Here is a 21,155-nt window from a genome sequence, read left to right as displayed (position 1 = left end):
GAAGTAACGGAGTATGATCCACAAAGCGCAGGAGGGAAACAACCGTTTGTTGGTCGTTTTAAAACAAAAAAGGCAGGAATTGCTTCCTGCCTTCTGGCTAAATCACAAGGACTTAGTTTTTCACTTCATACAACGGTGTCACACCTGCAACCACTGAACCGCTTGCCAGCAGATTCAGTCCGGCGAAATCATCGCTGTTGCTGACCACCACCGGGCTGATCATTGAGCGCGCGTTGGCGTTGAGGAAGTCCAGATCCATCTCCAGAATCGGCTGACCGGCAGTGACGGTTGCCCCCTCTTCCACCAGACGTGTGAAGCCTTTTCCTTCCAGCGCCACGGTGTCCAGGCCCATGTGTACCACGATCTCAACGCCGTTAGCGGCTTCCAGACAGAACGCATGGTTGGTGTTGAAGATTTTCACCACGGTACCGGCAATCGGTGCCACCACGGTTTTGTCCGTTGGCTTGATTGCCAGACCATCGCCCACCGCTTTGCTGGCGAACGCCTCATCCGGCACCGCGTCCAGCGCGACAATCTCACCGGTCACCGGTGCCACCAGCGTAGCAATCACCGCTTTTTCAGTGTTCAGCACGGCCTGGGGTTTAGTCGCGACCGGCGCAGCGGCGGCAGGAGCGGAAGCCGCAGCAACCGGGCCTTTGCTCAATACCGTTTTCATTGCGGAGGCGATGCTTTCAGCCTGAGTGCCGACAATCACCTGCACGCTCTGTTTGTTCAAACGAATCACACCGGATGCACCCAAACGTTTCGCCACGCCTTCATTCACCTGGGCTGAGTCTTTGACGTTCAGACGCAGACGAGTAATGCAGGCATCGATGTTGGTCAGGTTGTCTGAACCGCCGATGGCAGCAATGTAACGGCGTGCCAGTGATTCAGTCTGGCTTTCACCCTTACCGCTATGGTCGACGTTAACGTCATAACCATCAGTTTCATCACCCGCAGACAATTCGCGGCCCGGGGTCATCAGGTTGAATTTCTGAATAGTGAAACGGAACACCACATAGTAGATGGCGAAGAACACCAGACCTTGTGGGATCAGCATCCACCAATTCACCGCCAGCGGGTTACGCGTTGACAGCACCATATCCACCAAACCGGCACTGAAGCCGAAGCCTGCAATCCAGTGCATGCTCGCAGCAATAAATACCGAGATACCGGTCAATACGGCATGGATCACATACAACACCGGCGCCACGAACATGAAGGAGAATTCCAGCGGTTCAGTGATACCCGTGAAGAAGGCCGCGAAGGCCGCAGCCAGCATGATACCGCCGACTTTCGCGCGGTTTTCTGGACGTGCGCAGTGGAAGATAGCCAATGCTGCACCCGGTAAGCCAAACATCATGATCGGGAAGAAGCCCGCCTGATAGCGACCGGTGATGCCCGGGATACCCGTACCATTCGCGATAGATTGTGCACCGCCAAGGAACTTAGGAATATCGTTAATGCCTGCTACGTCAAACCAGAATACGGAGTTCAGTGCGTGATGCAGACCGACCGGAATCAGCAAACGGTTAAAGAAGGCGTACACGCCTGCGCCCACCGAGCCCATTTTCTGAATGTGCTCACCGAAGTTCACCAGGCCGCCGAAGATGATTGGCCAGATGTACATCAGGATAAACGCCACAACGATCATCAGGAATGAGACAAGGATCGGCACCAAACGGCGCCCGCTGAAGAACGACAGCGCTTTGGGCAGCTCAACATGGCTGAAGCGGTTATACACTTCAGCAGAGAGAATACCGACCAGAATACCCACGAACTGGTTGTTGATCTTGCCGAAGGCAGCAGGCACCTGATCGACCGGGATCTTCTGAATCATCGCCACCGCAGCAGGTGAGCAGAGTGTCGTCACCACCAGGAAGCCCACGAAGCCGGTTAACGCGGCCGCACCATCTTTATCTTTGGACATACCGTAAGCCACACCGATGGCAAACAGCACTGACATATTTTCGATAATGGCAGAACCGGACTTGATCAGCAGAGCGGCCAGCGCATTGCCTGCACCCCAGCTGTTTGGATCAATCCAATATCCTACCCCCATCAAGATTGCCGCTGCCGGCAGTGTCGCTACCGGCACCATAAGCGCGCGGCCGACCTTTTGCAGATATCCTAAAATACTCACCTTTTTCTCCCCCTATGAGACTGGCGTTTGCCGTAGCGTGGGTTGATTTTATTATCCCTACGCCCGGTACCTTGATGACATCTTTCACCACGAGGCGCAGTGTAAAGATAAATTAATTCGCCTCGCAAATTAAAACCACAGCAACTGTGACTTTAATCACCATAATGGACGTTTATTACTGCGAAATGCTAGCCACCACCACAAACTTATTTTATGATGAAAAATATCAAGTCGCACTTTTCCCTGCTGGTTGCGCTTAAACAGATTACGCTTAATGGCAGCAACCTAAACCAGCATCGGCGACAACATTTTCCTAATCTTAATTGAGGTGAAGACATGAGACTGATCCCTTTGGCCACACCGACCCAGGTGGGTAAATGGGCTGCACGCCACATTGTTAACCGCATTAATGCGTTTAAGCCTAGCGCAGAACGTCCCTTCGTGCTGGGCTTGCCAACCGGTGGTACGCCACTGGAAGCTTACAAGCACCTGATTGATATGCACAAAGCGGGCCAGGTTAGTTTCAAGCACGTGGTGACGTTCAATATGGACGAATACGTGGGCCTGCCAAAAGAGCATCCGGAAAGCTACCACAGCTTCATGTACCGCAACTTTTTCGATCACGTTGATATCCAACCAGAAAATATCAATCTTCTGAATGGCAATGCGCCAGATATTGACGCAGAATGTCGCCAGTACGAAGAGAAGATTCGCTCTTACGGTAAAATTAATCTGTTCATGGGCGGCGTGGGCAACGACGGACACATTGCCTTTAATGAGCCGGCTTCTTCACTCTCTTCCCGCACCCGCATTAAAACCCTGACGCACGATACCCGCATCGCCAACTCGCGTTTCTTTAACGGCGATGTCGATCAGGTGCCAAAATACGCTCTGACCGTGGGTGTGGGTACGCTGCTGGATGCTGAAGAAGTGATGATTCTGGTGACGGGCCATCTGAAAGCGCAGGCGTTGCAGGCCGCTGTAGAAGGTAACGTTAATCATATGTGGACCATCAGCTGTCTGCAGCTGCATGCGAAATCTGTGGTGGTGTGTGACGAACCGGCCACCATGGAACTGAAAGTGAAAACCGTGAAATATTTCCGCGAAATGGAAGCGGAAAATATGAAAGGTGTGTGAGAACACGTTGTGAAAAACCTGCTGCCTTAAGGTGGCAGGCTTAGCCGGGAGAGAAAAACGATGTACGCATTAGTGAACGGCCGGATTTTTACCGGTCATGAAATTCTGGACAATCATGCAGTGGTGATTGCAGATGGCCTGATTGAGCGCGTGTGCCCACGAGATGCGCTTGATGCAACGATGGCACAGCAGGATGTGGCTGGTGCGTTTATCGCTCCCGGATTTATTGATTTGCAGTTAAACGGCTGCGGCGGCGTGCAGTTTAACGATGATATCGATGCGCTGAGCGTGGAAACGCTGGAAATCATGCAGCGTGCCAACGAAAAATCAGGCTGCACCAGTTATCTGCCAACGCTGATCACCAGCACTAATGCGCTGATGAAGCGTGCCATCGAAACCATGCGTGCCTATCTGGCAAAACATCCGAATCAGGCGTTAGGCCTGCATCTGGAAGGCCCATGGTTGAACAAAGCCAAAAAAGGCACCCACAATCCAGATTTGATTCGTCTGCCCGATGCGGAGATGGTCGATTTCCTCTGCGCTAACGCGGATGTAATTACCAAAGTGACGCTGGCACCAGAAAACGCCGGTGCCGAGGTGATTGGCAAGCTGCGCAATGCCGGCATTATTGTTTCTGCGGGCCATTCAAACGCCACTTATGAAGAAGCCAAAGCGGGCTTTAGTGCGGGTGTCTCTTTTGCCACTCACCTTTATAATGCCATGCCGACCTTCGCCGGTCGTGAGCCTGGACTGATCGGTGCGCTGTTTGATTCACCTGATGTATACTGCGGCATTATTGCGGATGGTTTACATGTCCACTACGCTAACGTGCGCAATGCAAAGCGTATCAAAGGTGACAAGCTCGTGCTGGTAACGGATGCAACCGCACCTGCCGGCGCGTCGATTGATAAATTCATTTTTGCAGGCAAAACAATATACTATCGCGACGGCCTTTGCGTTGACGAAAACGGTACCTTAAGCGGTTCTGCGCTCACCATGATTGAAGCGGTGCAAAACAGCGTAGAACATTGTGGTATCGCGCTGGATGAAGCATTGCGTATGGCAACGCTCTACCCGGCCCAGGCAATGGGTGTGGAAAAACAGCTGGGTTCAGTGACAGCAGGAAAAGTCGCTAATCTCACTGTCTTTACCCGCGATTATCAAATCATTAAGACGTTAGTCAATGGAGACGACGTCCTCAGCGAGTAAGTACTGAATGACCACTGGCGGCCAGACTCAAATAGGAAATGTCGATCTTGTCAAACAACTCAATAGCGCAGCCGTTTATCGGCTAATTGATCAACAAGGGCCGATATCGCGCATACAGATCGCCGATCTCAGCCAGCTTGCGCCCGCCAGCGTCACGAAAATTACCCGCCAGCTTATTGAGCGCGGCCTGATCAAAGAGGTAGAGCAACAAGCCTCTACCGGCGGTCGCCGCGCCATTTCCATCATTACCGAAACTCGCCATTTTCATACCATCGGCGTTCGCTTAGGACGCAATGATGCCACGCTGACATTATTCGATCTGAGTGGCAAATCGCTGGCGCAGGAAGATTATCCCCTGCCTGAGCGCACCCAGGAAACGCTGGAGAATGCGCTGTTCAATGCCATCACGGCATTTATGGCGGCGCATCAACGCAAGATTCATGAATTAATCGCGATCGCGGTGATTCTGCCGGGCCTGGTAGACCCGATTAACGGCATTATTCGCTATATGCCGCACATTGCTGTCAGCCACTGGCCGCTGGTATCCAGCTTACAGAAACGTTTTAACGTCACCAGCTTTGTCGGTCACGATATCCGTAGCCTGGCGCTGGCGGAGCACTATTTCGGTGCAAGTCGCGACTGTGCAGACTCCATTCTGGTGCGTTTACACCGCGGTACCGGCGCGGGCATCATCGCTAACGGCCATATTTTCCTCGGCAGCAACGGCAACGTGGGGGAAATTGGCCATATCCAGGTTGACCCATTGGGCGAGCGCTGCCACTGCGGCAACTTTGGCTGCCTGGAAACTATTGCCGCCAATGGCGCGATTGAAAATCGCGTGCGCCATCTGCTCAACCAGGGCTATCCCAGCACGCTGACGCTGGATAACTGCCTGATGCCGCAAATTTGCCGTGCCGCTAACCAGGGCGATGCGCTGGCCTGCGAAGTGATTGAGTATGTAGGGCGTTACCTCGGGAAAGCGATTGCGATTGCCATTAACCTGTTCAACCCACAAAAGGTGGTATTGGCGGGGGAAATCACCGACGCAGACAAAGTGCTGTTCCCGGCGATTGAAGGCTGCATTAATACCCAGGCGCTGAATGCCTTCCGCAAAAACCTGCCGGTGGTTCGTTCCGAACTGGATCACCGTTCCGCTATTGGCGCCTTTGCCCTGGCGAAACGTGCGATGCTGAATGGTATTTTGCTGCAGCACCTGCTGGAAGAATAATTGAAGCCTGCCGTCTGGCGGGCCCGACCGGAAACTAATATGACCATCAAAAGCGTAATCTGTGACATCGACGGCGTGTTGATGCACGACAATACCGCCGTGAAAGGCGCGAATGAGTTTCTGCAGCGCATCCTTGAAAAAGAGATGCCGCTGGTGGTGCTGACCAACTATCCGTCGCAAACCGCTCAGGATCTGGCAAACCGTTTTGCCAATGCAGGTGTCGAGGTACCGGATTCGGTGTTCTATACCTCGGCGATGGCGACCGCCGATTTCCTGCGCCGTCAGGAAGGCAAAAAAGCCTACGTGATTGGCGAAGGCGCGCTGATTCACGAACTGTATAAAGCCGGATTTACCATCACCGATGTGAATCCCGATTTTGTGATCGTCGGCGAGACGCGCTCCTTTAACTGGGAAATGATGCACAAAGCGGCTTTCTTTGTGGCCAATGGCGCACGCTTTATCGCCACCAACCCGGATACCCATGCACGCGGTTTTGTGCCAGCCTGCGGTGCACTCTGCGCCGGTATCGAAACCATCTCTGGTCGCAAACCGTTTTATGTCGGCAAACCGAGCCCGTATATCATGCGCGCTGCGCTTAATAAGATGCATGCCCACTCGGAAGAGACGGTGATTGTCGGCGATAACCTGCGCACCGATATTCTGGCCGGATTCCAGGCGGGACTGGAAACCATTCTGGTGCTCTCCGGGGTTTCGACGCTGAGCGACATTGATGCGATGCCTTTCCGCCCTGACTGGATTTACCCTTCAGTGGCCGATATCGACCTGTTCTAAACCTGCTCTTATCGCGTTTACTTATCGCCCTGCCCGCACGCCCTGTGAGCAGGGCGTTTGTTTTTGCATCCCTTTATCATGATTCAGTGCAAGGTTAATTGCGCAGGAAATCATCCAAAACGCCAATTCATTAGACACCATCTAATTTAATAGACATTAAATTAGATAAAATTCAATTTTAAAGCCATCACAACAATCTTTTTATCAAAAGATCGCAATTTCACTTGCGTTAACACCACCAGATAGCGCATTTTCTTATACATCACGCAGTCAAGGCTGCCGGACAAACGTAGAAATAACATCGCCGCAAGGTGAGATCAGGAGTCAGTTATGTGTTCGATTTTTGGTGTGCTGGATCTGAAAACCGATCCTGTTGAATTGCGCAAGAAAGCGCTGGAGTGTTCCCGTCTGATGCGTCACCGTGGCCCGGATTGGTCTGGTGTCTATGCCGATGACAACGCCATTCTGGTGCATGAGCGCCTGTCGATTGTTGACGTTAACAACGGTGCACAGCCGCTGTACAACGCTGACCACACCCACGTACTGGCCGTGAACGGCGAGATCTACAACCATCAGGCTTTGCGTGCTGAACTGAGCGATCGTTATGCGTTCCAGACCGGTTCTGACTGCGAAGTGATCCTCGCGCTGTACCAGGAAAAAGGTCTCGATTTCCTGGATGATCTGCAAGGTATGTTCGCCTTTACTCTGTGGGACAGCGTGAAGCAGCAGTATCTGATTGGCCGTGACCACATCGGGATTATCCCACTGTACATGGGCAACGATGAGCACGGTAACCTGTTTGTCGCCTCAGAAATGAAAGCGCTGGTGCCGGTTTGCCGCACCATTAAAGAATTCCCGCCGGGAAGCTTCCTGTGCAGCAGCGATGGCGAAATCCGTCGTTACTGGCAGCGCGACTGGATGGATTTCTCTGCCGTTGCCGAGAACACCACTGACGCTGCGGGTCTGAAGCATGCGCTGGAAGAGTCAGTGAAAAGCCACCTCATGTCTGACGTGCCTTATGGCGTGCTGCTGTCTGGCGGCCTCGACTCCTCCATCATTTCTGCCGTGACCAAGCGCTTTGCGGCAAAACGTGTGGAAGATGAAGACAAAAGTGATGCCTGGTGGCCACAGCTGCACTCTTTTGCTGTCGGTCTGGAAGGCTCACCTGATCTGAAAGCGGCCAAATCTGTGGCGGAACATCTGGGCACCGTGCACCACGAGATTCACTTTACCGTGCAGGAAGGTCTGGATGCGATTCGCGATGTGATTTACCACATCGAAACCTATGACGTCACCACCATTCGCGCCTCAACGCCGATGTATTTGATGTCGCGTAAAATCAAGGCAATGGGCATCAAAATGGTGCTGTCTGGTGAAGGCGCGGACGAAGTGTTTGGCGGCTACCTGTATTTCCACAAAGCACCGAACGCTCAGGAATTCCACGAAGAGAACGTGCGTAAATTGCTGGCGCTGCACATGTTTGACTGTGCGCGTGCCAACAAAGCGATGTCTGCATGGGGCGTTGAAGCGCGCGTGCCGTTCCTCGACAAGAAATTCCTCGACGTGGCGATGCGTATCAACCCGGAAGACAAAATGTGTGGCAGCAACGGCAAGATGGAGAAACACATTCTGCGTGAGTGCTTCTCTTCTTACCTGCCGGAGAGCGTCGCATGGCGTCAGAAAGAGCAGTTCTCTGATGGTGTAGGCTACAGCTGGATCGATAGCCTGAAAGAGGTGGCGGCGAAGCAGATTACCGATCAGCAACTGTCTACCGCGCACTTCCGTTTCCCGTACAACACGCCAAACTCGAAAGAAGCGTATTTGTACCGCGAAATCTTTGAAGAGCTGTTCCCGATCGCCAGCGCGGCAGAGTGTGTACCGGGCGGTCCATCTGTTGCCTGTTCATCTGCCAAAGCGATTGAGTGGGATGAAGCCTTCAAAAACATGGATGACCCATCTGGTCGTGCTGTAGGCGTGCATCAGTCGGCCTACAAATAAGCTTGTGAATGAGTAGGATAAGGGGTCTGTAAAGGACCCTTTTTGTTTTCATCGTCGATGTTACGATAGAAAACTGCTGAATAAATCGCCACCCTGGTTACAAGCCAGTCAAACAGGCGTTTTAAGGCAAAAAACGGCAAAAAACTTGTTGACGCTACAAAGCTCAATACGCATAATGCGCCCCGCAACGCCGATGAAGGTTAGCGAAAAAAGATGGCTACGTAGCTCAGCTGGTTAGAGCACATCACTCATAATGATGGGGTCACAGGTTCAAATCCCGTCGTAGCCACCATCTTTTCGCGGGAGTGGCGAAATTGGTAGACGCACCAGATTTAGGTTCTGGCGCCGCAAGGTGTGCGAGTTCAAGTCTCGCCTCCCGCACCATTTCAGTCTTCGGCAGCCGGATGGGGTATCGCCAAGCGGTAAGGCACTGGTTTTTGATACCAGCATTCCCAGGTTCGAATCCTGGTACCCCAGCCAATCCGATATTTACTCGTGGATGCGAGTCGACAGATGGGATATCGCCAAGCGGTAAGGCACCGGTTTTTGATACCGGCATTCCCTGGTTCGAATCCAGGTATCCCAGCCATTATCGGAAGCAGTAAGCAGTAAACTCAGGCTACGTAGCTCAGCTGGTTAGAGCACATCACTCATAATGATGGGGTCACAGGTTCAAATCCCGTCGTAGCCACCAAATTTTTGGGGTGTCGCCAAGCGGTAAGGCTCTGGTTTCTGATACCAGCATTCCGGGGTTCGAATCCCTGCACCCCAGCCATATTCAAGAAAATTTGTAACGCCATTAATTGGGGTGTCGCCAAGCGGTAAGGCTCTGGTTTCTGATACCAGCATTCCGGGGTTCGAATCCCTGCACCCCAGCCAATTAAAGACAATTTGAAAACGCATTATTGGGGTGTCGCCAAGCGGTAAGGCTCTGGTTTCTGATACCAGCATTCCGGGGTTCGAATCCCTGCACCCCAGCCAAATTGCACAATAAAGCCCGCTTTTGCGGGCTTTATTGTTTTCTGCTTCCGGTTAACACAAAGAGCGCCTTGCGACGCTCTGACACCTATAGGCCCAACGCGTACTTCAGCGCCTTACGTTTCAGCGCTCCGGCATTCTCCGCTGCAATCAATCCCAGATTACGCACAAAACGCAATGGGGCCAGCGTGTTGCTAAAGGCAAAATAGAACAGATCCATCCCGCCCTGCATCAGCAAATTATCTTTATAACGTTGACGATGATAACGCTGTAACACCGCGTCCGATGACCACAACTGTGCCTGGCTGCGCGCTTCCACCAACGTATTGATTAATGCATCAACGTCACGATAGCCGAGGTTGACGCCCTGTCCCGCGAGGGGATTGATGGTGTGTGCCGCATCACCCACCAGCGCTAATCCTGGCAAGACATAGCGGGTAGCGTGGCGACGAACCAAAGGGAATGAGGCAGCTTTCTTGACCTGAACCCGCCCAACGCGTGCCGGAAAATGGGCGTGAATCTCTTTTTCAAGCTGTGACAATGGCAACGCCTGTAGCTGGCGAATACGCGCCGGTGCGTCATACCACACCAGAGAAGCATGGCGATCAAACAGCGGCAGAAAAGCACGTGGCCCCTCGGGCGTAAATTGCTGCCAGGTCGAATCCCCCGCATCATGCTCACATTCGACGCTAATCAGCATGCAGGACTGCGCGTATTGCCAGCCACGCACCCCAATTCCCGCCAGCTGGCGCACGCGCGAGTTGGCGCCATCCGCGCCAACCACCAGCCGCGTATCCAGCGTGGTGCCATTATCCAGCTGAACCTGCCAGCCGCCGCGATGCGATTGAAGTTGTTGCAGGCTGGCGGGGCAGATCAGCGTGATCCCCTCTTCCTGCATCTTTTCCCACAGCGCACGTTGCAGCACGCTGTTTTCCACCATATATCCCAGCTCAGGCAAGCCCAGCGAGGCGGCATCAAAGGTCACATGTGCACTTTGCCACTCCCAGGTTTCGAGCTTGCGATAAGGCGCACAGCGCATCGCCTGCACGCGTTCCCACACATTCAATTGACGCAACAGTGCTACCGACGAGGCTCCAATCGCGGAAATGCGGACATCGGGCGGGCTTGCGGCATCAAACGCTGCGGGTTCGGCACGTTCAATCACCGCCACACGAAATTGCTGCTGTGCCAGTCCACAAGCCAGCGCGGCACCGACCATACCGCCGCCCACCACCACCACATCAAAATGTGAATCCTGCATTGACTCTAATCCTTCTGCTTGCCGTGATAGCTCACGTCATCACGTTGATAGATAAAGTGTACCGGAAATTTGCTGCACAATCTCAGGCCCTGCTGTGCTGGTCACAACAGCAGCAAAGCATTACAATACGCGCCCTGCACTTCCCTGCTCTGAATCAATGGCTAGTTCGATGACCAAAAAACTGCATATTAAAACCTGGGGCTGTCAGATGAATGAGTACGATTCATCAAAGATGGCCGATCTGCTGAACAGCACGCACGGTTACACCCTGACCGAGGATGCTGAAGAGGCGGATGTGCTGCTGCTCAACACCTGCTCGATCCGTGAGAAGGCGCAGGAGAAGGTTTTCGCCCTGTTAGGACGCTGGAAGAAATTGAAAGCGATAAATCCTGACGTGATTATTGGCGTCGGCGGCTGTGTCGCTTCGCAGGAAGGTGAACGCCTGCGTGAACGCGCCAATTGCGTGGATATTGTGTTTGGTCCACAGACGCTGCATCGCTTGCCAGAGATGCTGAATCAGGTGCGCGGGACGAAAAGCCCGGTGATTGACATCAGCTTCCCGGAAATCGAGAAATTTGACCGTCTGCCGGAACCGCGTGCAGAAGGCCCGACGGCCTTTGTCTCCATTATGGAAGGCTGTAACAAATACTGTACTTTCTGCGTGGTGCCTTACACCCGAGGCGAGGAAGTGAGCCGTCCCTGTGACGATATTCTGTTGGAAATCGCGCAACTGGCTGCGCAGGGCGTGCGAGAAGTGAATTTACTGGGCCAAAACGTCAACGCCTATCGCGGCACGACCTTTGATGACCAGCTCTGCAGCTTCGCAGAACTCTTGCGTCTGGTGGCGGCCATTGATGGCATCGACCGCATCCGCTTTACCACCAGCCATCCGATTGAATTCACTGATGACATTATTGATGTCTACCGTGACACGCCAGAGCTGGCGAGCTTCCTGCACTTACCCGTTCAGAGCGGTGCCGACCGTATCCTGACGCTGATGAAGCGTGCGCACACCGCGCTGGAATATAAAGCCATCGTCCGCAAGCTGCAGAAAGCACGTCCTGATATTCAGATGAGTTCAGATTTCATTATTGGTTTCCCTGGCGAAACGCAGCAGGATTTTGAGCAGACCATGAAACTGGTGGGCGACGTGAATTTCGATGTCAGCTTCAGCTTTATCTACTCGGCCCGTCCGGGTACGCCTGCCGCTGATTTGCCTGACGATGTTTCGGAAGAAGAGAAAAAGCAGCGCCTGTATATTCTGCAGGATCGCCTCAATCAGCAGGCGATGGCGTGGAGTCGTCGCATGCTCGGCACTACGCAGCGTGTGCTGATTGAAGGTATCTCACGTAAAAATGTCATGGAACTCACCGGGCGCACCGACAACAACCGCGTGGTGAACTTCGAAGCGCCTGTTGAAATGATCGGTAAGTTTGTCGACGTAGAAATTGTCGATGTTCATGCCAACTCGCTGCGCGGCAAACTGATCCGCACCGAAGATGAAATGGCATTGCGTGTCAGCCAAAGCCCCGATGCCGTCATAGCCCGTACGCGCCGTGAAAATGACATCGGTGTCGGTCTCTACCAACCTTGATATCCCACGCTTTGCGCGGCAGTGCACAAGATGCTGCCGCCCGTTTCATCCCGTGCCCCTTGCATTCCACCTGCAACGCCCAAATATCGCTTTTGCAACTTGCAGCCGGGCCTTGCCCCATAAATAATTCCGTATATACCCTAAATCATTCAAGGTTCAGGAAGGCGGCAAGGGAATGAATCCCCTGGAGCTTACTCCGGTAAGTGACTGGGGTGAATGAGTGCAGCCAACGCACCTGCACCTTGAAATATGACGGGTATAGATGCTTATGTCTGTAATGAAGCATTGGATACACCTTCTTCAACTGGCCCTGAGTGACCCAAAGGATTCATTTGAATATCGAAACTCGTGAAATCGCCCTTGAACCGGCTGATAACCGCCGACTGATGAGCCTGTGCGGTCCGTTTGATGACAATGTGAAGCAGCTGGAAAAACGCCTCGGTGTCGAGATCAACCGTCGGGACAACCATTTCAAACTGGTGGGCCGATCGCTCAGCGTCGACGCGGCCATCAACATTCTGCGTGACCTGTACGTGAGCACCGCACCTGTGCGTGGCCAAATCCCGGATATTGAACCGGACCAGGTGCATCTGGCGATCAAAGAGAGCCGTGTACTGGAGCAAACCGCCGAAAGCGTGCCGGAGTTTGGTAAGGCGATACACATCAAAACCAAGCGTGGTGTGATTAAACCTCGTACGCCAAACCAGGCACAGTACGTGGCGAATATCCTCGACCATGACATCACCTTCGGTGTGGGTCCAGCCGGTACCGGTAAAACCTATCTGGCGGTGGCCGCTGCTGTTGATGCCCTCGAACGTCAGGAAATTCGCCGTATTCTGTTGACGCGTCCTGCGGTAGAGGCCGGTGAGAAACTGGGCTTCCTGCCGGGAGACCTGAGCCAGAAAGTCGATCCTTATCTGCGTCCGCTCTACGATGCCTTGTTTGAAATGCTCGGCTTTGAGCGCGTGGAAAAGCTGATGGAGCGCAATGTGATTGAAGTGGCACCGCTGGCTTATATGCGCGGCCGTACACTCAATGACGCCTTTGTGATTCTCGATGAGAGTCAGAACACCACCATCGAGCAGATGAAGATGTTCCTGACACGTATCGGTTTCAACTCCAAAGCGGTGATCACCGGTGACGTCACACAGATTGACCTGCCGCGCAGCACCAAATCCGGCCTGCGTCATGCCATTGAGGTTTTGGCGGAAGTCGATGAAATCAGTTTTAACTTTTTCCACAGCGAAGACGTGGTGCGTCATCCGGTTGTCGCACGCATCGTGAATGCTTATGAAGCGTGGGAAGAAGCCGATCAGAAACGCCGTGACAAACTGGCAGAAGAGCGCAAGCGTGAAGCGCTGGCGTCTCAACTTGCCGCCCCATCCAGCCCGCAGGAGCCTTCATGAGCGCGGTGATTTTAGATTTACAGTTGGCCTGTGCCGATGAAAATGGCCTGCCAGCCGAACCTGCTTTCCAGCGCTGGCTCGAAGCCGCCGTTACGCCTTTCCAGCCGGAAAGCGAAGTTACCATCCGTCTGGTGGATGAAGCGGAGAGTCATGAGCTTAATCTGACTTATCGCGGTAAGGATAAGCCGACCAACGTGCTCTCTTTCCCGTTTGAAGCGCCACCCGGGATTGAGTTGCCACTGCTGGGCGACCTGATTATTTGCCGTCAGGTTGTTGAGCAAGAAGCGGAAGAACAAGGCAAAACCGTTGAAGCCCACTGGGCTCATATGGTGGTCCACGGTACGCTACATCTGCTGGGCTATGACCATATTGAAGACGAAGAAGCCGAAGAAATGGAGGCGCTGGAGACCGAGATAATGCTTGCTCTTGGTTATCCTGACCCGTACATTTCGGAGAAAGAAGACGCCTGATCCCCTTAGGTTCAGGTTATTGCGCTGCTGGCGCGGATGCCAGCAGTTCCTTTCCCTCACCAGAGAGAACGAAATAAAAACGCCATGAGCGACGACCATTCTCAAAACAGCGACGCACCCAGTAGTAAAAAGGGATTTTTCTCCCTGTTAATTAACCAACTTTTTCACGGTGAACCTAAAAACCGTGATGAGCTACTGGGACTGATCCGCGATTCTGAGCAAAAAGAGCTGATCGATCAGGACACCCGCGACATGCTCGAAGGGGTTCTGGATATTGCCGAACAGCGTGTGCGTGACATCATGATCCCGCGCTCCCAGATGATCACCCTTAAACGCAATCAAAGCCTTGAAGAGTGTCTCGCGGTCATTATTGATTCCGCTCACTCACGCTTCCCGGTGATCAGCGAAGATAAAGACCACGTCGAAGGCATTTTGATGGCCAAAGACCTGCTGCCGTTTATGAGCAGCGCGTCTGAACCTTTCAGCATTGAGAAAGTGCTGCGCACCGCCGTTGTCGTGCCTGAAAGTAAGCGTGTCGACCGCATGCTGAAAGAGTTCCGTTCCCAGCGCTATCATATGGCGATCGTCATTGACGAATTCGGTGGCGTTTCCGGGCTGGTCACGATTGAAGATATCCTCGAATTGATTGTCGGTGAAATTGAAGATGAATATGACGATGAAGAAGATCGTGATATCCGTCAGTTAAACCGCCATACCTATACCGTACGTGCGCTTGCGCCTATCGAGGATTTTAACGAGGTATTTGGTACCAGCTTCAGTGATGATGAAGTGGATACCATTGGCGGTCTGGTGATGCAGGGATTCGGCCACCTTCCCGCGCGCGGTGAGAGCATCGACATTGATGGTTACCAATTCAAAGTCGCGATGGCCGACAGCCGCCGTATCATCCAGGTGCATGTGAAAATTCCGGAAGACTCTCCACAACCGCAACTGGAAGACGAATAATTTTATGGCTTTAGCCTCTCTTTACTCGCAGCAGCGGGTTCGCCTGCTGCTGGCTTTGATTACGGGTGCCGTTGGCACCCTTTCCTTTTCTCCCTACGATTTTTGGCCTGCCGCATTAGTTTCCCTGGCGGGTCTGCAGTTGCTGCTACTGGATCGCCGCAGCCCACAAGCCGCCGCGATTGGCTTCGTCTGGGGCTTTGGTCTGTTCGGCAGTGGCATTAATTGGGTTTACGTCAGCATCGCCACCTTCGGCGGTATGCCCGGCCCGGTTAACGTCTTCCTGGTGATATTGCTGGCCGCTTATCTCGCCCTCTATCCGATGCTGTTTGCGGCGGTACTTAATCGCCTGTGGCCCCGCGCGACCTTGTGGCGTCTGGTGTTAGCTGCACCGGCGTTGTGGCAAATCAGCGAATTTCTGCGTGGCTGGATTCTGACCGGATTCCCGTGGCTGCAGTTCGGCTATAGCCAGATCGACGGTCCGCTCAAAGGCCTTGCGCCGCTGGCAGGCGTCGAAACCATCACTTTCCTGTTAATGATGATCGCCGGTTTGCTGGTGCATGCGCTTTATCATCGCACGGTGAAGAGCCTGGTGGCCGCCGCAGTATTGTTGCTGCTGCCATGGCCACTGCGCATGTTGCAATGGTATCAGCCGTTGCCGGAACGCAGCGTGGATGTGGCGATGGTGCAAGGCAACATTCCACAGTCGATGAAGTGGGATCCGCAGCAGTTGCTGAATACGTTGCGTGTGTACACCTCTTACAGCCAGCCTTTTATGGGCAAAGCGCCCATCATTATCTGGCCAGAATCGGCGATTACCGACCTGGAAAGCAATCAGCAGCCGTTCCTCAAAGCGCTGGACGCAGAATTGCGCGAGCGCGGCAGCGCGTTAATTACCGGGATTGTCGATTCACGCGTTGAAGGGGATAACCGCTACCACGATTACAACTCCGTGATTGTGCTGGGCGGCGAGCAACCTTACAGCTACCAAAGCCATAACCGTTATCAGAAAAACCATCTGGTGCCGTTCGGGGAGTTTGTGCCGCTTGAAGACTTGCTGCGTCCGCTGGCGCCGTTCTTCGATCTGCCAATGTCGTCGTTCAGCCGTGGCGCCTATGTGCAGCCGCAGTTGAAGGTGGCGGGTTATGACCTCACCAGCGCCATCTGCTACGAGATTGTGTTGGGCGAGCAGGTACGCGCTAACTTCCGCCCTAATACCAATTTCCTGCTGACGGTCTCTAACGATGCCTGGTTCGGTCACTCCATCGGCCCATGGCAGCACTTCCAGATGGCGCGTATGCGTGCACTGGAATTGGGCCGTCCGCTGTTGCGATCCACCAATAACGGTGTCACAGCGGTGGTGAATGCCAACGGCGAGGTTGAAAAAGAGATCCCGCAGTTCACGCGTGACGTGCTGGAAGCCAGAGTCACACCCACCACCGGTGAAACCCCTTATGCCAAAGCAGGCATCTGGCCGGTATGGATTCTGACGTTGATCGGCATCGTCCTGGCGATTATTCGTCGCCGCCACTGACACTACGATCACATTCTGACAGGCGAAGTGCTCACTTCGCCTTTTTTTTGCGCTGTTTTCCGCTCCCATCGGCTACGCTTTACCAGATTCTCTGCTGGCTTTTTCGCGCATTTCACCGTGCTGGCACGATCATTGCTAATTATTTCAGTGATTTTATCAACATCAGCGTTTTGTCAGCGTAATGCCATGTTCACGCACTATTATTTGGCACTGACACGCACCGAAACGGCGCAATGGCTTTTCATTGCCTCTTAATGGTGCGGAGCGGCTCGCAAAAAACAAACTTTTTTGTTTCATTGCGTTAACAATTCGCTATGTTAATCACTATCCTGCGCGCAGTTGCGCTAAGGGATAACTAAAAAAGCAGCACGAAATACACACAACATCACAATCTGCGCAGTTTATGTTCTGCGCGACATCCATTCAAAGGAGTAGGAACATGCAGACACGCAAAGTGGCATTATCTCTTCTGCTGTTGGGAGCAGCAGCGGGAGCGGCCCAGGCGGAAGATCTCACCGGCACCCTGAAAAAAATTAATGATAGCGGCGTGATCGTCGTTGGGCATCGTGAGTCATCAGTTCCCTTTTCTTACTACGACAACCAGCAAAAAGTGGTTGGCTATTCACAAGACTACTCAAACGCCATCGTAGCGGCGATCAAAGCCAAACTGAACAAGCCTGATCTTCAGGTAAAAATGCTGCCGATCACCTCTCAGAACCGTATCCCACTGCTGCAGAACGGTACTTACGATTTTGAATGTGGTTCTACCACCAACAACCTGGAGCGTCAGCAGCAAGCCGCCTTCTCCGATACCGTATTTATCATCGGTACGCGTCTGCTGGTGAAAAAAGGTGGCGACATCAAAGATTTCGCGGACCTGAAAGGCAAAACCGTTGTCGTGACCTCTGGTACCACTTCTGAAGTTCTGCTGCACAAGCTGAACGATGAGAAGAAAATGGACATGCGCATCATCAGCGCCAAAGACCATGGCGATTCTTTCCGTACGCTGGAAACCGGTCGTGCCGTGGCCTTTATGATGGATGATGCCCTGCTGGCGGGTGAACGTGCCAAAGCGAAGAAACCAGATAACTGGGAAATTACCGGCACTCCACAGTCAAAAGAAGCTTACGGCTGCATGCTGCGTAAAGAAGACCCGCAGTTCAAACAGCTGATGGATGAAACCATCGCGAAAGCGCAGACCTCGGGTGAAGCCGCTAAGTGGTTCGACACCTGGTTCAAACAGCCGATTCCACCGAAGAATCTGAACATGAACTTTGAGCTGTCATCCGACATGCAGGCACTGTTCAAAGCACCAAACGACAAAGCACTCTGAATTAACAATGAAAACAAGGGCAGTTAGGCTGCCCTCTCGATTGCTGAACACGCGGTGCGGACAGACAGACTGCAACAGGTCGTTCCCCTGAAGCAGGACGCAAGACACCGCTCAACAATCTTATGGGTAGCCTCGCTACCCTTTTTTTACCGGAGCTCGTTATGGGTATCGATTGGAACTGGGGCATCTTTTTACAACAGGCCCCGTTCGGCAATACGACCTACCTCGGCTGGCTGTGGTCCGGATTTCAGGTTACCGTTGCGGTTTCCTGCTGCGCCTGGATTATCGCCTTCCTGGTAGGTTCCTTCTTTGGCATTCTGCGTACCGTGCCCAATCGACTGCTGTCGACCATTGGTACCTGCTACGTGGAACTGTTTCGTAATATCCCGCTGATCGTCCAGTTCTTCTTCTGGTATCTGGTGGCGCCAGAACTGGTTGGCGAAAAACTGGGGATGTGGTTTAAAGCAGAACTGGACCCCAATATTCAGTTCTTTGTTTCCTCAACCATTTGCCTCGGCTTGTTCACTGCTGCCCGTGTTTGCGAACAGGTCCGTGCCGCGATTCAATCACTGCCACGCGGTCAGAAAAACGCAGGGTTGGCGATGGGACTGACGCTGCCGCAAACTTATCGCTACGTGCTGCTGCCTAATGCCTATCGCGTGATTGTGCCGCCGATGACCTCGGAAATGCTGAACCTGGTGAAAAACTCGGCCATCGCTTCGACCATTGGTCTGGTGGATATGGCGGCGCAGGCCGGTAAGTTGCTCGACTACTCGGCGCACGCCTATGAATCCTTCACCGCCATTACCCTGGCTTACGTGGGTATTAACCTGGTGATCATGCTGATTATGAGTTTGGTAGAACGTAAAATTCGCCTGCCCGGCAATCTGGGAGGCAAATAATGTACGATTTTGACTGGAGTTCGATTCCTCCCAGCCTGCCCTATTTGTGGAATGGCTTGATCATCACCTTCAAGATTACCGCCGTCGCCGTGGTGTTCGGCATTATCTGGGGCACGATTCTGGCCGTGATGCGTCTGTCGCCGTTCGCGCCGATTCGCTGGTTCGCTAAGCTGTACGTCAACCTGTTCCGCTCCGTGCCGCTGGTGATGGTGCTGCTGTGGTTCTATCTGGTGGTGCCTGCATTACTGCAACAGGTATTGGGACTTTCCCCCAAAACTGACATTCGCCTGATTTCCGCCATGATCGCTTTTGCCCTGTTTGAAGCGGCCTACTATTCGGAAATCATCCGTGCGGGTATCCAGAGCATCTCACGCGGACAGTCGAATGCTGCGCTGGCGTTGGGTATGACGCACTGGCAATCAATGAAATTGATCATCCTGCCGCAGGCGTTCCGCGCCATGGTGCCACTGCTGCTGACGCAGGGCATTGTGTTGTTCCAGGATACGTCGCTGGTGTATGTGTTAAGCCTGGCTGACTTCTTCCGTACCGCCTCGACGATTGGCGAACGTGACGGTACCCAGGTTGAAATGGTTCTGTTTGCCGGTCTGGTCTATTTTGTGATCAGCCTGAGCGCTTCGCTGTTGGTTAGCTATCTGAAAAGAAAGAGGACGGTTTAAATGATTAGCCTGAAAAATGTTTCTAAGTGGTATGGTCACTTTCAGGTGCTGACCAACTGCTCCACCGAAGTGAAAAAAGGTGAAGTGGTGGTGGTCTGTGGACCGTCCGGCTCAGGTAAGTCAACCTTGATTAAAACGGTGAATGGTCTGGAACCGGTGCAGGAAGGCAGCATTCAGGTTAACGGTACCGAAGTGAACAACAAGAAAACCAACCTGGCGCAACTGCGCAGCAAGGTCGGTATGGTGTTCCAGCACTTCGAACTGTTCCCGCACCTCAGCATTGTCGATAACCTGGTGCTGGCGCAGGTCAAGGTGTTAAAGCGTGATAAAGCCGCTGCGCGTGAGAAGGGTCTCAAGCTGCTGACGCGTGTTGGTCTGGCTGCGCATGCGGAGAAGTTCCCTGGACAGCTCTCGGGCGGCCAGCAACAGCGTGTGGCGATTGCCCGTGCGCTATGTATGGACCCCATCGCGATGCTGTTTGACGAACCGACATCTGCACTCGACCCAGAGATGATCAACGAAGTGCTGGACGTCATGGTGGAGTTGGCGAACGAAGGCATGACCATGATGGTAGTGACGCACGAGATGGGCTTTGCGCGCAAAGTGGCCAATCGCGTGATCTTTATGGATGAAGGGAAAATTGTCGAAGACACTAACAAAGATGACTTCTTTAATAACCCGCAGTCCGACCGCGCAAAAGACTTCCTCGCGAAGATCCTGCATTAATTAGCGCCATCCATCGCGCCGCTGCATGGCTGTGATTTCCCATCACGCACGCAGCGGCGCGATTCATCTTAAGGTTTTCTGCTCATTAAGGTTCAAAAGGCTGACGCTGGAAATGATCGTGCCCACACTCCGGGCAGCGCGTTAAGCTCTCCGGTGTATAGATCGCCCGGGTAAAACCGCACTTCTCACACACCAGGTTGCCCAATCCCACCACTTCACCGCTTTGATAAACACCGTGATGTCGTAGATCCTGAAACACCTCGCGCCACTCTAACTGGCTTTTGTCCGTGATATCCGCCAGTTCTTTCCACACGCTCTCGCGAATCACGCGCAAAAATACGGAGTCACCGAGCACATCTGAAGATTCCTGATAGCTGAGCGCGAACTCGTTTAGATCGCGCCTGACTGCCCGCATCACCTCATTCACTTCAGAAGAGGTCAGCGTCTTTTTCGCTAATAAATCCTGCCGTGCCTCAGCAACCAGGGCATCAACATCACGCTCGCCCTGCTCCAGCCGCTGGGTTAATGCCGCTATCGTTGCACGATACTCCTGCGCCACGTTATTCATTTTGTTCTCCTTTCCGCGGGAATAGCTGATAGTAAGTTTAGCTGTTCTGTCATATTTGCCGTGACGAAAGCGGAGTAAATCGCAAAAGGGTGAAAGCGGCGGCGCATTGAGTAGAAATCCGCTCTGCCGGGGCGTGAAATGTTGTTGAGGAAGAGCCTTATGGGTATGCTATGCGGATCTAAATGTATGCGAACCCGTCATACTTCAAGTCGCAGGTGCGTTGGCTGCACGTGTTC

Annotated in this window: 17 protein-coding genes and 8 tRNA genes; 22 read left to right on the top strand and 3 right to left on the bottom strand. The window is 53.1% G+C overall.

All coding sequences use genetic code 11. The features are described 5' to 3' along the window. Window positions 1-112: 112 nt before the first annotated feature. Window positions 113-2,137 carry an N-acetylglucosamine-specific PTS transporter subunit IIBC gene (gene nagE, locus VH86_RS16080; protein ID WP_045833563.1) on the bottom strand — a complete coding sequence of 675 codons (2,025 nt, stop codon included), beginning with the start codon at window positions 2,135-2,137 and terminating at the stop codon, window positions 113-115. Window positions 2,138-2,479: 342 nt separating this feature from the next. Here nagE and nagB point away from each other — a divergent pair, with 342 nt between their 5' ends. The 13 genes from nagB to VH86_RS16015 all read left to right on the top strand — a co-directional run bounded on the left by nagB (window position 2,480) and on the right by VH86_RS16015 (window position 9,488). Beyond that, window positions 2,480-3,280 carry a glucosamine-6-phosphate deaminase gene (gene nagB / locus VH86_RS16075; protein WP_034829102.1) on the top strand — a complete coding sequence of 267 codons (801 nt, stop codon included), beginning with the start codon at window positions 2,480-2,482 and terminating at the stop codon, window positions 3,278-3,280. Window positions 3,281-3,340: 60 nt separating this feature from the next. Continuing rightward, on the top strand, window positions 3,341-4,489 hold the full coding sequence (nagA, locus tag VH86_RS16070; RefSeq protein WP_045833511.1) for an N-acetylglucosamine-6-phosphate deacetylase: 1,149 nt from the start codon (window positions 3,341-3,343) through the stop codon (window positions 4,487-4,489). 7 nt (window positions 4,490-4,496) lie between these two features. Then, window positions 4,497-5,717 (top strand): N-acetylglucosamine repressor, encoded by a 1,221-nt coding sequence (locus VH86_RS16065; protein ID WP_034829098.1) that lies wholly within the window; start codon window positions 4,497-4,499, stop codon window positions 5,715-5,717. 39 nt (window positions 5,718-5,756) lie between these two features. Then, complete coding sequence (locus VH86_RS16060; protein ID WP_034829095.1) at window positions 5,757-6,509, top strand: HAD-IIA family hydrolase; 753 nt, start codon at window positions 5,757-5,759, stop codon at window positions 6,507-6,509. Between the two features lie 330 nt (window positions 6,510-6,839). Next, window positions 6,840-8,507, top strand: a complete 1,668-nt coding sequence (gene asnB / locus VH86_RS16055) for an asparagine synthase B (RefSeq protein ID WP_045833510.1) — start codon at window positions 6,840-6,842, stop codon at window positions 8,505-8,507. Window positions 8,508-8,722: 215 nt separating this feature from the next. Continuing rightward, window positions 8,723-8,799, top strand: a tRNA-Met gene (locus tag VH86_RS16050). Between the two features lie 7 nt (window positions 8,800-8,806). After that, a tRNA-Leu gene (locus VH86_RS16045) sits at window positions 8,807-8,891 on the top strand. A gap of 21 nt (window positions 8,892-8,912) precedes the next feature. Continuing rightward, window positions 8,913-8,987 (top strand) — tRNA-Gln (locus VH86_RS16040). A gap of 34 nt (window positions 8,988-9,021) precedes the next feature. Continuing rightward, a tRNA-Gln gene (locus VH86_RS16035) sits at window positions 9,022-9,096 on the top strand. 28 nt (window positions 9,097-9,124) lie between these two features. Continuing rightward, window positions 9,125-9,201, top strand: a tRNA-Met gene (locus VH86_RS16030). Window positions 9,202-9,207: 6 nt separating this feature from the next. Further along, window positions 9,208-9,282 (top strand) — tRNA-Gln (locus tag VH86_RS16025). Window positions 9,283-9,311: 29 nt separating this feature from the next. Beyond that, window positions 9,312-9,386, top strand: a tRNA-Gln gene (locus VH86_RS16020). 27 nt (window positions 9,387-9,413) lie between these two features. Beyond that, window positions 9,414-9,488 (top strand) — tRNA-Gln (locus tag VH86_RS16015). 85 nt (window positions 9,489-9,573) lie between these two features. On the opposite strand, the gene ubiF is transcribed toward VH86_RS16015, so the two are convergent. Beyond that, a complete protein-coding gene (gene ubiF, locus VH86_RS16010) occupies window positions 9,574-10,746 on the bottom strand; it encodes a 3-demethoxyubiquinol 3-hydroxylase (protein ID WP_045833509.1) in 1,173 nt (390 codons plus the stop codon). Between the two features lie 169 nt (window positions 10,747-10,915). On the opposite strand from ubiF, the gene miaB reads away from it, so the two are divergent. The 9 genes from miaB (at window position 10,916) to VH86_RS15965 (ending at window position 20,351) form a co-directional block, all read left to right on the top strand. Beyond that, the gene (gene miaB / locus VH86_RS16005) at window positions 10,916-12,340 is read left to right on the top strand and encodes a tRNA (N6-isopentenyl adenosine(37)-C2)-methylthiotransferase MiaB (protein WP_038648281.1); all 1,425 of its coding nucleotides are present in this window, start codon (window positions 10,916-10,918) and stop codon (window positions 12,338-12,340) included. Between the two features lie 332 nt (window positions 12,341-12,672). Then, a complete protein-coding gene (locus VH86_RS16000; RefSeq protein WP_038648284.1) occupies window positions 12,673-13,746 on the top strand; it encodes a PhoH family protein in 1,074 nt (357 codons plus the stop codon). After that, the gene (ybeY, locus tag VH86_RS15995) at window positions 13,743-14,216 is read left to right on the top strand and encodes an rRNA maturation RNase YbeY (RefSeq protein WP_034829084.1); all 474 of its coding nucleotides are present in this window, start codon (window positions 13,743-13,745) and stop codon (window positions 14,214-14,216) included. The genes VH86_RS16000 and ybeY overlap by 4 nt, the downstream gene beginning before the upstream one ends. A gap of 84 nt (window positions 14,217-14,300) precedes the next feature. Further along, window positions 14,301-15,182, top strand: a complete 882-nt coding sequence (gene corC / locus VH86_RS15990) for a CNNM family magnesium/cobalt transport protein CorC (protein WP_034829075.1) — start codon at window positions 14,301-14,303, stop codon at window positions 15,180-15,182. A 4-nt stretch (window positions 15,183-15,186) separates the two neighbouring features. Further along, entirely contained in the window at window positions 15,187-16,713 is a 1,527-nt protein-coding gene (lnt, locus tag VH86_RS15985) for an apolipoprotein N-acyltransferase (protein ID WP_045833508.1), read from the top strand. Between the two features lie 439 nt (window positions 16,714-17,152). Further along, a complete protein-coding gene (locus VH86_RS15980; RefSeq protein ID WP_038648291.1) occupies window positions 17,153-18,046 on the top strand; it encodes a glutamate/aspartate ABC transporter substrate-binding protein in 894 nt (297 codons plus the stop codon). A gap of 161 nt (window positions 18,047-18,207) precedes the next feature. After that, the gene (locus VH86_RS15975; RefSeq protein ID WP_034829069.1) at window positions 18,208-18,948 is read left to right on the top strand and encodes an amino acid ABC transporter permease; all 741 of its coding nucleotides are present in this window, start codon (window positions 18,208-18,210) and stop codon (window positions 18,946-18,948) included. Beyond that, window positions 18,948-19,625 carry a glutamate/aspartate ABC transporter permease GltK gene (gene gltK, locus VH86_RS15970; RefSeq protein ID WP_038648295.1) on the top strand — a complete coding sequence of 226 codons (678 nt, stop codon included), beginning with the start codon at window positions 18,948-18,950 and terminating at the stop codon, window positions 19,623-19,625. Before VH86_RS15975 ends, gltK begins: the two co-directional genes overlap by 1 nt. Continuing rightward, window positions 19,626-20,351, top strand: a complete 726-nt coding sequence (locus VH86_RS15965) for an amino acid ABC transporter ATP-binding protein (RefSeq protein ID WP_038648298.1) — start codon at window positions 19,626-19,628, stop codon at window positions 20,349-20,351. An 85-nt stretch (window positions 20,352-20,436) separates the two neighbouring features. On the opposite strand, the gene VH86_RS15960 is transcribed toward VH86_RS15965, so the two are convergent. Further along, the gene (locus VH86_RS15960) at window positions 20,437-20,919 is read right to left on the bottom strand and encodes a zinc ribbon-containing protein (protein ID WP_045833507.1); all 483 of its coding nucleotides are present in this window, start codon (window positions 20,917-20,919) and stop codon (window positions 20,437-20,439) included. Window positions 20,920-21,155 lie beyond the last annotated feature (236 nt).

The organism is Pantoea sp. BL1 (genome assembly GCF_000963985.1).
GTDB classification, from domain to species: Bacteria; Pseudomonadota; Gammaproteobacteria; order Enterobacterales; family Enterobacteriaceae; genus Pantoea; species Pantoea rwandensis_B.
The sequence above is the reverse complement of the archived record's forward strand: the minus strand, read 5'-3'. Positions and strand labels throughout refer to the sequence as shown.

What these genes read in the sequence shown, in the direction of transcription:
- VH86_RS15960 (WP_045833507.1), bottom strand. Translation starts at nt 20,919, where the DNA reads ATGAATAACGTGGCGCAGGAGTATCGTGCAACGATAGCGGCATTAACC.
- VH86_RS15980 (WP_038648291.1), top strand. Translation starts at nt 17,153, where the DNA reads ATGCAGACACGCAAAGTGGCATTATCTCTTCTGCTGTTGGGAGCAGCA.
- VH86_RS16065 (WP_034829098.1), top strand. Translation starts at nt 4,497, where the DNA reads ATGACCACTGGCGGCCAGACTCAAATAGGAAATGTCGATCTTGTCAAA.
- lnt (WP_045833508.1), top strand. Translation starts at nt 15,187, where the DNA reads ATGGCTTTAGCCTCTCTTTACTCGCAGCAGCGGGTTCGCCTGCTGCTG.
- VH86_RS15975 (WP_034829069.1), top strand. Translation starts at nt 18,208, where the DNA reads ATGGGTATCGATTGGAACTGGGGCATCTTTTTACAACAGGCCCCGTTC.
- nagB (WP_034829102.1), top strand. Translation starts at nt 2,480, where the DNA reads ATGAGACTGATCCCTTTGGCCACACCGACCCAGGTGGGTAAATGGGCT.
- ybeY (WP_034829084.1), top strand. Translation starts at nt 13,743, where the DNA reads ATGAGCGCGGTGATTTTAGATTTACAGTTGGCCTGTGCCGATGAAAAT.
- asnB (WP_045833510.1), top strand. Translation starts at nt 6,840, where the DNA reads ATGTGTTCGATTTTTGGTGTGCTGGATCTGAAAACCGATCCTGTTGAA.
- VH86_RS15965 (WP_038648298.1), top strand. Translation starts at nt 19,626, where the DNA reads ATGATTAGCCTGAAAAATGTTTCTAAGTGGTATGGTCACTTTCAGGTG.
- miaB (WP_038648281.1), top strand. Translation starts at nt 10,916, where the DNA reads ATGACCAAAAAACTGCATATTAAAACCTGGGGCTGTCAGATGAATGAG.
- nagA (WP_045833511.1), top strand. Translation starts at nt 3,341, where the DNA reads ATGTACGCATTAGTGAACGGCCGGATTTTTACCGGTCATGAAATTCTG.
- VH86_RS16060 (WP_034829095.1), top strand. Translation starts at nt 5,757, where the DNA reads ATGACCATCAAAAGCGTAATCTGTGACATCGACGGCGTGTTGATGCAC.
- corC (WP_034829075.1), top strand. Translation starts at nt 14,301, where the DNA reads ATGAGCGACGACCATTCTCAAAACAGCGACGCACCCAGTAGTAAAAAG.
- gltK (WP_038648295.1), top strand. Translation starts at nt 18,948, where the DNA reads ATGTACGATTTTGACTGGAGTTCGATTCCTCCCAGCCTGCCCTATTTG.
- ubiF (WP_045833509.1), bottom strand. Translation starts at nt 10,746, where the DNA reads ATGCAGGATTCACATTTTGATGTGGTGGTGGTGGGCGGCGGTATGGTC.